Raw genomic sequence first — 13,004 nt, 5'->3', positions numbered from 1 at the left:
TAGACCGGTGAAGTATGAACTGGGCTAGGTAGCGTGCGTATGGAGACGTTACAGGCGATAGCAGCGGGATATGGGCGTCGGCTTGATGTTGTGGAGACGGGTCGCCGGCGTCGCCTTTGTGACAATTTCAAGCAGTCGGTTGTGGAAGAGAATTATGCGGCTGGCGCTGTGATGACGCAGCTTGCGCGCCGATACGGGGTGCATCCAAGTCAGATCTACAGTAGTCATCCGGCCAGGGCCACGGCGTGGCTTAGGGCGTTGGTTTCCGCTTCCAGGGCGCGCGTTCTTGAATGCGTCAAGCCACCCTGGAGGGCATGTAGGCGAGCAGGTGCGTGCGCCGGGCTTGGGGATCGATGGTATTGAGCTTGTCAGTGCCGATCAGGCTATAGATCGGGGCGGCGCGTTCGCTTCTGGCTTGTCATCCGCCATTCCCACCACGGGCCTTTGCCACGGCACAGCCAGCGGCAAAGGCACTCAGTCGCGCGGTCCCGCATGGGGCGGGCTTATGAGCCCAGCACACCCTGCCAGAATAGCGCCATTTGATAGACTGTCGGCACGCCGATAATCAGCATGAAGGGGAAGGTGATCCCCAGTGACGAGGTCAGGTAGATGGCCGGGTTGGCGGTCGGGAAAGTCGCGCGCACCGCGGCGGGCGCATCGATGTAAGACGCAGAGGCGGCAACCGCGCCAATCACAAAGGCGGAGCCCAAGGGTAGGCCCGCCCAGGTGGCAAGACCGGTCGCCAGACCGCCATGAACCATTGGCATGAGGATGCCAAACACTGCCATGGCAGGGCCTACTTTGGCGAATTCCTTCAGGTGGCGCGCCGCCGTCATCCCCATTTCCAAGAGGAAAAGCACAAGCACGCCGCGGAACAAATCCACAAAGAAGGGCTCGATTTTGGTGAAATTCTTCTCCCCGATCAGCCCACCAATCACAAGGCCGCCGCCCAAGAGCACAAGACCGCGGCCGCGCAAGGTCTCCATCAGGATTTCGGTCAGTTTGCCTGTTTCACCATTGCTCCGGCTCATGGTGAAGCGGCCATAAAACAGGGCCACCAGAATGGCGAGCTCCATCAGCGCGACAAGGCCCGTGACATAGCCATCCATCGGGGTGCCTTTGCTCTCAGCATAGGTGCGCGAGACCACGAATGTGACCGATGAAACCGAACCATACAGGGCTGCAACCCCGGCTGCATTGGCCGTATCAAGCCGCAGGACAAATTTGGCGACCAGAAAGGCCAGCAGCGGGAGCAAGAAGATCAAGGCTGTGATGACGGCAAGGCCGTTGGCAATGTCGGCAAAGACCACCCCAGCCAATTCCTGGCCGCCTTGCAGACCAATGGAGAACAACAAAAAAATCGCAAAGATCTTGATGACCGGCTCTGGTATTTCGAGGTCAGATTTGATGAGAGTGGCAATCATTCCCAACAAAAATGCGAGCGTTATGGGTGAGATCAGATTTTCCAAAAGTGTGTCGAGCGGCATCAGAGTCTCCTGCCTAAAGCTGTTTGCGCAGCCTCTTAGTCTGGTGCCGACACCAGGAAAAACCGGAAAAACTGATTGGATTTATCGGAAAAACCGTGGGTAAATTGGGCTTCTTTCGGCTTGTCCGTGTTTAACCTGTGCGTATGTTCACGACCTGCCAAAACAGGAGGCGAATATGAACATCCACCATCGCAGTAAGCTTGTCCCAGTTATCTTGGCAGTCACACTGGCTGCGGCCAACCTTGCAGCTCTCAATCCCGCACATGCAAAATCAAACCTACCCAGCAAGGAAGAGATTGCTGCTAATTTTGAGGCATTCAAGGCAGCCTTTGCCACCAAGGACCCAAAAGTTCTGGCGGGCCTGTTTGCCCCCAATGCGATTCTAGAACCTACTTTGTCCAACCAAGTGCGCACCACACCGGCTGGTGTTGAGGCCTATTTCGTCGATTTTGTGAAATTGTCGCCCCAACCCAGCATCAATGAGCGCCATATCGAAGTGTTGGATGAGAATACCGCGATTGATGCCGGTATATGGACGTTTGATCTTGTGCGCGACGGCAAACCTGTCTGGGTGACGGCCCGCTACAGCTTTGTCTGGGAAAAGATTGATGGACGCTGGCGTATCCAGATGCTGCATTCAAGTGTGTTGCCTGAGCCGATCAAAGAGCGGCCAGCACCGCTGCAGCGGTAAGCACTGAGCTTGATATGGCCGCGCGTTGGCGTTGACGGCGCGCGGCCATCGTTCCATGAGTCTGTCCATGTATGATGTCGATACGGCTTTTCTGCGCACGTTTGTGACGCTGGCGGATACACGCAGCTTTTCGCGGACCGGCATTTTGGTCGGCCGCTCGCAATCGGCGGTGTCTGGCCAAATCAAGAAACTGGAAGAGACTTTCGACCGTCAATTGATTGAGCGCGATACGCGCAATGTTCGGCTGACCCCGGATGGGGAGAAGCTTTTGGGCTATGCACGCGACATGATTGCGGCAGCTGATGCCATGCTGACCCGTTTTCGCTCCGACGACCTGATAGGTGAGGTGCGTTTTGGTTCGCCCGAGGATTTCACCACCGCCTATTTGCCTGATATTCTCGCCGCCTTCATGCATGCCCATCCTCAGGTTCTCTTGCATGTCTCGTGTGCTTTGACACGCGCCTTAATTGATGAGTTTGAGACCGGCTTGCACGATTTGGTGTTGATCAAGCAATCGGCCGAGCGGGTTCATCCCGGTGCGCGGGCAATCTGGCGCGAAGAATTGGTATGGGTTGGTCCCGCCTCGGAGAGCCTTCCGCTGGGCTTTGCCGAAGCCCGCGACCTGTTTGCCCAACGCGGAAGGCCGTTGCCGCTGGTGCTCTCGCCTGCGGCGTGTGTCTATCGCGAGCGGGCTTTGGCTGCCTTAGACCGGGCCAAAGCACCCTGGACCAGTGCCTTCACCAGCCCCAGCCATGCAGGCTGCGTGGCGGCCGTGCGGGCCGGACTTGGCTATGCGGTGATGCCGCGGGGCCTGATCCAAACCGGTGTGCAGGTTCTCCACGATTGGCCGGTCTTGGATGCCGCGGACATGTGCCTCCTTGCTCCCGCGCGTCCCAGCCCTGTGGTGGTCGCGCTGGCTCACTTTATCGAGGCACGAATGGCTGATCGCAAAGGTGCGGTTGGGCAAGTCCCGATGTGAGCATTCGTGCAGGCTAGCTTGGTTGCCGGGCCGTCTGCGTGGCCAGCCAAGCGGGCATCCATTCGGCGGCCAATTCTTCCGCGCGGGCCAGAATTGCGTCCAGATGCGGGTTCTTCGGCATATTGCGCATGGCTATCGCGCGCAATTCCTCCATGGTTGGCACGCGCCAGCCCTCGCGCGCCTTGGCCAGACGGTCGGCGAAGTCTTGCAGCAATTGCTGGGCGGCCTTTTCCATCAGGGCAGGCCCTGGCAAGTGAATGCCTTGGACCATCTCTTTGGGGGGATGGCGCAGGTCCCAAACCACACCCATCCACGACAAGATGCGCAAGATCAAGAAGCTCAAATCAAACTCCCACCATTTGAAACCTTGGCGGGCCGAATTGGGGAAGGCGTGGTGATTATTGTGCCAGCCCTCACCCATGGTGGCGATAGCAAGGATCCAATTGTTGCGCGAATGGTCGCCGGTCACAAAGCGCTGGCGGCCATGCACATGGGCCAAGGAGTTGATGCAGAATGTCGCGTGATAACAGGCAATCAGGCTCCACACATAACCGACGATCAGGCCTGACCAGCCGGCAAACAACCAGACAATTACACCCAGAATGACCGGTGGCAGATAGGGATTGCGCTCGAGCCAAACCAATTCTGGATATTTGGTGAAATCGGCTATGCCGTCATAATCGGTTTCGTGGTTCTTTGGATCGATCACCCAACCGAAATGGGCATACCAGAAGCTGGTACGGGCGGGTGAGTGAATGTCTTGTGCCGTGTCGGAAAAGCGGTGGTGGTTACGGTGATGGCTGGCCCACCACAGGATGCCGCGCTGGGCCGATGTTTGGGCGATAAAGGCCAGAATGAACTGGAAAACCCGGCTGGTTTTGAAGCTTTTGTGGGCAAAATAGCGGTGATAGCCCGCCGTTACACCAAACATACGCAAAAGATAGAGCCCCAGTGCCAGCCAGAGATCAGCCGCATGTACACCGGTGAAAATCGCGCCCAATGCGGCTATATGTAACACATAGAAGGGGATGGGATTGGGCTTTTCGGTGTCGTTATGGCTCTTAAATTTCGGCTGCTTACGCTGGTCGGTGGTCTCATTCATATCAGCGGCACTCCAAAACTCTCTGCCCCTAGGTCGAGCTTGCCTGAGGCCCGATGAATAGATGATTAAGAGCTTCGCGCCCACGCGGGAAGATGGCAAGGCCATCGCCAAACTGGTTTCTACACAGATGCGTGCAGGGTAGTGGGCTGGCTGCATCCGTCCATTGTGTGGGACTCTGGCTGTTGAATTGAATCTGCCAATAGCTTTCTACCAATAACTGGTCTAAAGGCCCGCCCTAACGGGTGCAGGCCGTGCTGGGGTCTGAGCCCTGACGGCACCATGTGCCTTCGCACAACCAATAAAGTCAAACCGACCAGCTGAGACCGCAGGACCCCTCCCCATGGACATTAAGAAAATCTCCCCCGGCCACGATCTGCCCAATGATGTGAATGTTGTGATCGAAGTTCCCCAAGGTGGTGAGCCGATCAAATATGAGATCGACAAGGCTTCCGGGGCGATGTTTGTTGATCGCTTCCTCTATACGCCGATGCGTTATCCTACCAATTATGGTTTCATTCCGGGCACTTTATCTGGTGATGGCGATCCGGTGGACGTCTTGTGCATTGGCCGTCGCGCGCTGATCCCAGGCTGTGTGCTGCGTGTTAAGCCAATCGGGGTCTTGTTGATGGAAGACCAAGCTGGTGAGGACGAGAAAATCCTTGCCGTACCAATTCCAAAGCTGACTGCCTTCTATGACGGGGTCGATAGCTATAAGGATTTACCCGCCATTCAAGTTGCCCAGATCGAGCACTTCTTTGCCCATTACAAGGATCTTGAGCCCGGTAAATGGACCAAGCTGAAGGGCTGGCAGGATGCTGATGTCGCCAAGAAAATGATCATTGAAGGCGTAGAGCGGGCCAATGCCCAAGGCTTTGGCTATCAGCCGGACTAAGCTCGGCACCTACTGAATGTGAGGCCGGCCTTAATGAACCAAGGTCGGCCGCTCAGATTGGGGTTCAAACACCATGTGAGCGACGCCCAGTCGCCGGGCTGCCCCGATGAGGGCTTCGAGCTCTGGTTCCCAGCCTTCGGGTTTGTCTGACACCGGCAGGCAGGCCTTGATGCGAATGTCACCCCAGCCATATTGGCCAAGCGTCTCGTCCAGCAGCTTACCAGCATCAAGGCCATCTTCGGTCTCATAAAACGCCAGCCGGCCTTGGGCTTCCATGCGATCACAATCGCATACGCACAGCATGGCGCAGCGTGCCCCCTTGGCTACTTTGTGGTTGAAGCCTTCGCACACAGCGGTGCCAACGAGGATGATTTGTCCTGAAAAGATGCTCATAGGGGTCATGACGCAAAAAGAGTGCCAGATTCGTGCCACCGAGTCGTCCCGAAGCCTCCTTGAAATGGCCGGATTCACCAGCGATTAACCCCAATCAGGCAGGACAGGTCCGACAAACTTTACGGAAGGTTATGATCTTGGCAGGGCGCGGGGCAGGCAGTGGAAGAAATTCCAGTAATGGCGGTCGGCGCGGCGTCCAAGGCGGCCGCCGTGATGATTATCGTGATGAGCCACCCCCACGCCGCAGAGCCCAAGCCCGACCCGCAAAAGGGCGGGGAAAAAGGGGTCGCGGCTTTTTTGGCACCATGTTCTATTGGGGGGCCGTGCTCGTCCTATGGATGGGTGTGTTTGCGGTTGGTGTCTTCATTTGGGTGGCATCGGACCTTCCTGACCCCGAGGCCTTGTGGAAAAAGACCGACCGACCCTCAATTACCTACATCGACATCAATGGTGCGGTGGTCGATCGTCGAGGCGCGCCGGATTCACCACCCGTCGACCTCAAAAGTCTGCCGCCATATGTCCCCCAAGCTGTATTGGCGATTGAAGATCGCAAATTCTACCGCCACTGGGGCTTTGACTTTGAAGGATTGGCGCGTGCCTTTTACGTGAATGCGCGCGCGGGCCGTGTGGTGCAGGGCGGATCGACCCTGACCCAGCAATTGGCCAAGAATCTGTTTCTTTCCTCCGAACAATCTCTGAAGCGTAAAGCTCAAGAGCTTTTATTGTCAGTGTGGTTGGAGAGCCGTTTCAGCAAGGATGAAATCCTCGCCCTCTATCTGGCGCGGGTCTATTTTGGCTCGGGTGCTTATGGCATTGATGAGGCGGCCCGGCGCTATTTCGACAAAACCCCCCAAAATCTTACCATCTCTGAAGCCGCCTTGTTGGCGGGTCTGCTCAAGGCACCCTCGCGTTTCAATCCCGTCTCCAGCGCCCAGCGTGCAGCCGAACGGGCCACCGTCGTGCTGGATGTGATGGAAGCCCAAAATGTCATCACGCGCCAACAGCGACTGGCCGCGGTGCGCGAGCCTCTGCGTTTTGTGCCGACCTCTCGCGGTGGCGGGGCTGCCTATTTCCTCGACTGGATTGCTGAAGATGTCGGGGCCATCGTCGGTGAGCCCGAGGAAGACATCATCGTTGAGACCACGCTTGATATGTCGGCGCAGACCGCGGCAGAAAACGCGATTGTTCAGGAGTTGGGCCAGAATGGTCGGGCCATGCGCATGGGGCAGGGTGCTTTGGTGGCCTTTGCCGGTGATGGTGGTGTTCGCGCCATGGTCGGTGGCCGCAATTATCAAGAAAGCGAGTTTAACCGCGTAACTGATGCGAAGCGGCAGCCTGGTTCGGCATTCAAGCCCTTCGTCTATCTGGCCTCGATGGAACGTGGCGAGACCCCGTTCTCAGTGCGTGTTGATGGACCGATCAAGGTTGGGTCATGGGCTCCACAGAATTACGATGGCAAGTTCCATGGTGCGATGCCATTGATCAGCGCCTTTTCCCGCTCAATCAATACGGTGGCTGTGGGCTTGGGTGAGGAAGTTGGGCGGGACTCGGTCATCCGTGCAGCCCGCCGGTTAGGTGTCCGCTCGCGCCTTGATCCTCAACCGACGCTGGCATTGGGGACCGAAGTTTTGACGCCGCTGGAATTGTCCGCCGCCTATGTGCCGTTTGCCAATGGTGGCATGGCGGTCACGCCCTATGGCTTTAAGCGCATTCGCACCCGCTCTGGCAAAATTCTGTGGGAGCGCACTCCACCGGCCCCGCGTCGGGTGATTGAGGATGGGCCCTTACGCAATATGAATTTGATGTTTGCCCAGGTCGTATCGGCTGGGACCGCACGTGCGGCACAACTGCCCGACCGGCCCGTCGGCGGCAAAACCGGGACCACCAGTGACTATGCAGATGCGTGGTTCATTGGCTTTACAGGCGGTTATGTGGCCGGGGTTTGGGTTGGCAATGATGACTTCACTCAGAAAACCAACCGTGTCACCGGTGGCTCTGCCCCCGCGCGGATTTGGCGCAATTTCATGGGCTCTGCCATGAAGGGTGTTGCCCCGCGGGGCTTTGCCTTGCCACTGACGCCACCCCCGGATCCAGGGGCCTTGAGTGAGCCAACCGACGAAAATGTCGAAACATTGCCGGTCGATCCGATTGATGCTGCTGCCACAGGCGACTTGCCGAAGCCCGCCGCCCCCGACGGCAAAGGCGAGGCTCAACCCGCTGCGAACCCCAATCCCGCACCGCGCACCACGCCCGAAACACGCACACTCGACGAGATTGTTCGTGACGTGCAAGCCCGTCCGCAAGAGGCCAGCGGTCCACCACGCTAGGTCTTTGAAGCCCCGCATTGGTACCTGTGAAAATGCCTGCACCAAGGCGGCTTAGCCCGTTGGCACGTGGCCGCTTTCATGCAAATTTGCGACGCGACCACGTATGTGTATCGGTCGGGCGCACGATCTGGATGAGGAGTAGCAGGATGAGATTGAAGACTTTGCTGGCAGCCACAGCACTTTGTGCCGTTATGGTGGCACCAGCTGCCGCCCAGACCGCCCCGAAAATGGCCGATGTCCTCAAGGCTTGGAAAATCGATCGGCCAACCGAGACCACAAAATTTGTGACCCGGAGTGTGAGTGAGTCACAGGTGGTGCTTGAAAATCTGACAACAAAGGAAACCGACGGGTCTAGTTCCAGCTTTGCACAGGTTTTGATCACGCGCCAAGTCGGCGGGGCAGGCGACCAGTTTGACGTTCAGATGCAAAATGGCCGGACCACCGATAAGGATGGCCAAACATCACGTTTTGGCACGCTTGAGTTGGTCGGGCTCGGCATAGATGAATCCCTTTTGTTGGCAGCAGTCTCAGGGACCCGACAGCCAGAGGGCAATTTCAATCTCGGCCTCGATATCCGGATGCAGGATGTGGTGATCGAGGAAAAAGACTCAAAAGGAACGCCCTCAACCTATCGGTTTGGGAGTTTTAATCTGCAAGGTCTAGAGTTGAGCGAGCAACGGTGGTTTGCCCGTGACCTGCAGGCTCGCGATGTTCAGGTTGGCGATGCGGATATCTCAATCACCGTGAAGTCTCTGGGGATGAGCGAGCTTTCCTATCAGGACCCGACCGGCGTCCTCAAAAAACTGTTTGGCAGTCCTGAAGACTTCGCCTTTTCCGGCCTGACCATGAAGCGCCTGGCATTGGAAGACGTCAAGCTTGTTGAAACGCAAAGCGAAAAGACGGCCGAAACAGGACCTGTCAATTTCTCCATGGGGCGGTTTGAAATCGATGATTGGCAGAAGGATCGCATGGGTCGCTTCGGCTTCTCCAACCTGCTGCTACAAGTTCCCGTCCAGGGCCAAAATGTTGATTTTGGGATTGAGTCTTTTGCGCTTTCCGACATCAATTTGGCTTATTGGTCTGCCATCTTCAAAGCACTAGGCGAGAAAGAAGCCACAAGTGCAGCCCAAAAAGCGCCAAAGGCCAAGTCGGGGGCAGCGGCTCGGAACCAGCCAGCATCACCCCCCGCTGCTCAAGCCAATGCACAGCCTAGCCCACGCTTGAAGGATTTGCTGCCCGGAGGGCCGTTTGATGCCGGGATAGGCGGCTTTAACATGGCCAATTTGCTCATAGGTTATAATGGGTTCAAATTCACCATCGATAAGGTTTCTGGCACCTCAACCAAGGATGCCAATGGCTTTATCACGCGCTCGACACTCGAGCCTATGACGATGAAATTGGTGGTCCCTGAGGTCCTTTTGCAGCAGAGTGCGGGCCCAATGGCTGGATTGGCACCGCTTTTGGCCGACGGGATTGAACTCGTCTTCAGGTTTGATGGCTCCTATGATCCTGCCACCGATGTCGCCAAGTTCGATAATTTTGAATACTGGCTCAAAGGCTGGGGCAAGATCAATGCAGAATTGGCACTCGACGGTTTGTCCAATTATTATCGCAACAACACGGTCGCGGATGTGGTCAAACCACTTAAGCAGAGCCTTGCGGCCGCTGAAGGCGCTGGGTCATCCAAAGATCAGAAGAAAAAGCCCGACGAAGCCCAGCAAATCCGCGACCTTTTGGCCCTGTATCGCGGTGTTCGATTTGTAAGTGGCAGTGTTGGCTTCGAGGATTTGGGTGGGCTCGATAAAGCAGCAGGCCTGTTCGTCACCATGACGGAGCCTGACAAGAAGGGCTCCAACAGCCGTGCTGGGGCCAGCGATGCTCAGGCCATTGCAGCTGTTCGTAAAACATGGGCCGATCCTATGCGTGCATCAAGCACGCAGAAAGACAGGTCGGCATTCGACCGCCAATTCTCGTCGGCGCTTGCGAATTGGCTGGAATTGGGTGGACGGGTGATTATGTCATCGGCTCCTGCCACCCCCGTTGACGGCCAAGCACTCCAGTCTGCTAAGGATCCAGTCTCACTTCTTGGCCTCAGCGTGACCCATCAACCGCCAGCCAAAAAATGACGCTCTTGATCCGCACTGAAATAGGTGCGGATGAATTGCTTTTGGCGGGGATAAATTTCACTGCGGAAACGTCGGCCATTAAAGACGCCATAATGGCCGACGCCTTCTTGGATATAGTCATATTGCATCTCTTTGGGGATGCCGGTGCAAATGTCGTGGGCCGCTTGGGTTTGACCAATCCCTGAGATGTCGTCCTTTTCCCCTTCAACCGTCATCAGGGCCACTGTGGTGATCAGTTCTGGCTTCACCAAACGGTCTCGGCACATCAGGATGCCGCGCGGCAAATGATATTCCTGGAATACTTTCTGGATGGTCTGAAGATAGAATTCTTCCGATAGATCCAGCACGGCAAGATATTCGTCATAGAATTCGCGGTGCTTTTCTGCCTCATCGCCATCGCCAGCAACCAGATGATTGAAATAGTCGCGATGGGCATCGATATGGCGGTCGATATTCATCTGCATGAACGAGGCCAATTGCACAAAACCTGGATAGACCCGACGAAAAGCTCCCGGAAAAATCGGCGGGACCGTCTGGATCATCTTGGACTCAAACCAAGCAAAGGGCTTTTCTTCGGCCAGCTTATTGGTGACGGTCGGCGAACAGCGCGCATCGATGGGTGAGCCCATAAAGGTCATCGAAGCAGGTAGGGCCGGGTCCTTGTCTTCTGCCATCAGGGCGACCGCAGCCAAGACGGGCGGCCCCGGCTGGCAGACCGCCACCACATGAGCCTTGGGCCCAATTTCGCTGAGCATCATGCGGATGTGTTCGATATAATCATCCAGATCAAAGCGGCCCACCGAGATGGGAACATCACGGGCATCCTGCCAATCAGTGATATAGACGTCGTGGTCTTGGATGAAGGCCTCGACAGTACCGCGCAGCAAGGTGGCAAAATGGCCAGACAGCGGGGCAGCAATCAAAACCCGCGGCTCTACCCAGTCCGGTCCATGGGCTTGGGCCATGGCGGCAGGATCGCGCTTGAAATGAACCAGACTGCACCAAGGGGTCGACCAGATTGTTTCAATCGTCACCGGCACTGTGATGCCATTGATGACGGTCGACTCAATCCGCCATGCCGGCTTTTCATAGCGCCGGGTCATTGCCTCGAACAGGTCGGAGGCAGCACTCCAATTGCGTCCAAACGTGGTCTGAGCCATCGGATTGAGCGGATTGGCCAGCAGGGCGCGTTGGAAATTATTCGCCAGCCGCCAAGGCATCAACGCTGCCCGTTGCATTTCGACGAGGGAATAAAGCATGCCGACTCCTGCTTCTTGCACCGGCTATGGTGCCAAGGTCTCCATGATTGCATGGCATCTATGAAGATTTGGCAACCATATCACGCAGCAGTGATCTGTATGTTTCCGCAGCGGAAATCAAAAAATTATTCATAGGATCAATAAGGTAATTTCATGCTGCAACTGCGTTGCGCAGGGTGCACAACCGAAGTGTGGACGCCTCTCGTCCGACTCAGTCCGTGCTGCGCCCTGTGGCTGTGAGTCTCAGAGGCCGTTTTTCGACAAAGCGGCGATGCATTGGCCCATCATTTTGGGATCAGGATCGGCGGAAAAGAAGGTAGCCAGTTTGCCTTGCCGGTTAATCAGATAAAAGATCGAGGTATGATCGATCAGATAATCCTTCGCAGAACCACCTTCTGGGATGGATTTCCGATAACCGACTTTATAGGCCTTCGCGGCAGCTTGAACTTGCGCCACAGTCCCCGTCAGGCCTTGAAGATTGGCTGGGAAACCAGCTGAAGCGATGTAGGCCTTCATGGCTGCTGGGCTGTCGCGTTCTGGATCAAGGCTGATCAAGAGGGGCTGGATATCATTGGCCTTTGAGCCTGGCACTTTCTTGGCTTCATCGAGCGCCAGCGCCATGGTCTGCATCGACAGGGGGCAGATGTCAGGACAATAGGTAAAGCCAAAATAGATCAAGGCTGGCTTGCCCAGAAAAGTCTTTTCGGTCACCGCCACATTGTCCTGGTTGACCAGGCTGAACGGACCGCCAATCTCGGCAAAGGCGCGTGCATTGCACCCTTCAGGCAAAGCGGCTGTTTCAGCTTTTGGCTGAATTGCCCGCTGAACTAAAGCGGCCCCCAACACAACCACCCCGAGGCCTAAGGCTCCCAATGCGATCATGCGGGGCACAGGCATAGGCTTTTGGGCGGGGGGTGGGGTTTCAGTTGGCATCGACATGGGCGGCGATCCACCATGGAATGAGTAAGCTGACAAGCGCAGATTGGCAGTTGGTTGGCCTTTTGCCTGCCTCTTAGCCCATGCTAGAAAGCTGTGACGATCGCCTCAAACCAAAGGGTGCGCGCTTATGTTCCAGATTGGCTTTATTCTATTTCCCAATGTCACCCAATTGGATTTCACCGGCCCGCTGCAAGTGCTGCACCGATTGCCGGACTCCAAGGTACATATCATCAGCGCCAGTCTTGAACCGGTGCCCAGCGATTGTGGGTTGAGCCTTGTGCCGACAACCACATTCGCCGACTGCCCGCAGCTTGATCTGATCTGTGTCCCAGGTGGTTTTGGGGTTGAACAGGCGATGGCAGATCCACTTCTCATGGGCTTTTTGAAAGCCCAGGCAGCAGGCGCGCGTTATGTGACCAGTGTGTGTACGGGGGCTTTTGTCCTCGGCGCTGCAGGCTTGCTCAAGGGCAAGCAGGCCACCACACATTGGGCCTATCATCCCCTGTTGGCTGAAGTGGGTGCCATCCCAACCCAGGGCCGAACTGTCCGCGATGGTCGCACTTTTACCGGTGGCGGGGTAACGGCAGGCATCGACTTTGCCTTGACCATTGTGGCCGAAATTGCTGGCCAGCAGGTCGCCCAGCGCATCCAGCTTGCGATCGAATATGATCCAGCCCCCCCATTTGTCGGGGGGTCGCCAGCCAGCACGCCGGGAGACATCGTGTCAGGACTTGCTGGCTTTTATGCGGAGCGCAATCAGAAATTTGGCCCGGCCGTAACAGCGGCCTTTTCCCGCTTTGCCGACTAGG

General features: G+C 56.5%; 12 protein-coding genes. 7 read left to right on the top strand and 5 right to left on the bottom strand.

Features of this window, described 5'->3' with window-relative positions:
- Window positions 1-39 precede the first annotated feature (39 nt).
- Window positions 40-363: a transposase gene (locus PbB2_RS16480; protein ID WP_108985573.1), complete on the top strand. Its 324-nt coding sequence runs from the start codon at window positions 40-42 to the stop codon at window positions 361-363.
- A gap of 140 nt (window positions 364-503) precedes the next feature.
- Here the strand turns inward: PbB2_RS16480 and PbB2_RS12060 are convergent, their stop codons facing one another.
- Window positions 504-1,487, bottom strand: a complete 984-nt coding sequence (locus tag PbB2_RS12060; RefSeq protein ID WP_108985572.1) for a sodium-dependent bicarbonate transport family permease — start codon at window positions 1,485-1,487, stop codon at window positions 504-506.
- 175 nt (window positions 1,488-1,662) lie between these two features.
- Here PbB2_RS12060 and PbB2_RS12055 point away from each other — a divergent pair, with 175 nt between their 5' ends.
- Both PbB2_RS12055 and PbB2_RS12050 read left to right on the top strand, forming a co-directional pair.
- A complete protein-coding gene (locus PbB2_RS12055; RefSeq protein WP_108985571.1) occupies window positions 1,663-2,178 on the top strand; it encodes an SgcJ/EcaC family oxidoreductase in 516 nt (171 codons plus the stop codon).
- Window positions 2,179-2,233: 55 nt separating this feature from the next.
- A complete protein-coding gene (locus PbB2_RS12050) occupies window positions 2,234-3,157 on the top strand; it encodes a LysR family transcriptional regulator (protein WP_238164995.1) in 924 nt (307 codons plus the stop codon).
- Window positions 3,158-3,170: 13 nt separating this feature from the next.
- On the opposite strand, the gene PbB2_RS12045 is transcribed toward PbB2_RS12050, so the two are convergent.
- Complete coding sequence (locus PbB2_RS12045; protein WP_108985569.1) at window positions 3,171-4,259, bottom strand: acyl-CoA desaturase; 1,089 nt, start codon at window positions 4,257-4,259, stop codon at window positions 3,171-3,173.
- 340 nt (window positions 4,260-4,599) lie between these two features.
- Between PbB2_RS12045 and ppa the strand changes: the two genes are divergently transcribed.
- Window positions 4,600-5,151, top strand: a complete 552-nt coding sequence (gene ppa, locus PbB2_RS12040; RefSeq protein WP_108985568.1) for an inorganic diphosphatase — start codon at window positions 4,600-4,602, stop codon at window positions 5,149-5,151.
- A 30-nt stretch (window positions 5,152-5,181) separates the two neighbouring features.
- On the opposite strand, the gene PbB2_RS12035 is transcribed toward ppa, so the two are convergent.
- On the bottom strand, window positions 5,182-5,544 hold the full coding sequence (locus tag PbB2_RS12035; RefSeq protein ID WP_108985567.1) for a hypothetical protein: 363 nt from the start codon (window positions 5,542-5,544) through the stop codon (window positions 5,182-5,184).
- 131 nt (window positions 5,545-5,675) lie between these two features.
- Here PbB2_RS12035 and PbB2_RS12030 point away from each other — a divergent pair, with 131 nt between their 5' ends.
- A complete protein-coding gene (locus tag PbB2_RS12030; protein WP_108985566.1) occupies window positions 5,676-7,871 on the top strand; it encodes a transglycosylase domain-containing protein in 2,196 nt (731 codons plus the stop codon).
- Window positions 7,872-8,017: 146 nt separating this feature from the next.
- A complete protein-coding gene (locus tag PbB2_RS12025; RefSeq protein ID WP_133245797.1) occupies window positions 8,018-9,997 on the top strand; it encodes a hypothetical protein in 1,980 nt (659 codons plus the stop codon).
- Here the strand turns inward: PbB2_RS12025 and PbB2_RS12020 are convergent.
- Window positions 9,976-11,256: a polyhydroxyalkanoate depolymerase gene (locus tag PbB2_RS12020; RefSeq protein WP_108985564.1), complete on the bottom strand. Its 1,281-nt coding sequence runs from the start codon at window positions 11,254-11,256 to the stop codon at window positions 9,976-9,978. The two genes, PbB2_RS12025 and PbB2_RS12020, sit on opposite strands and share 22 nt — an antisense overlap.
- A 243-nt stretch (window positions 11,257-11,499) precedes the next feature.
- A complete protein-coding gene (locus PbB2_RS12015) occupies window positions 11,500-12,195 on the bottom strand; it encodes an SCO family protein (protein ID WP_108985563.1) in 696 nt (231 codons plus the stop codon).
- Window positions 12,196-12,322: 127 nt separating this feature from the next.
- On the opposite strand from PbB2_RS12015, the gene PbB2_RS12010 reads away from it, so the two are divergent.
- Complete coding sequence (locus tag PbB2_RS12010; protein WP_108985562.1) at window positions 12,323-13,003, top strand: DJ-1/PfpI family protein; 681 nt, start codon at window positions 12,323-12,325, stop codon at window positions 13,001-13,003.
- Window position 13,004 lies beyond the last annotated feature (1 nt).

It is taken from the genome of Candidatus Phycosocius bacilliformis (assembly GCF_003112735.1).
GTDB classification, from domain to species: Bacteria; Pseudomonadota; Alphaproteobacteria; order Caulobacterales; family Aquidulcibacteraceae; genus Aquidulcibacter; species Aquidulcibacter bacilliformis.
This window is presented reverse-complemented; position numbering and strand designations above follow the sequence as displayed.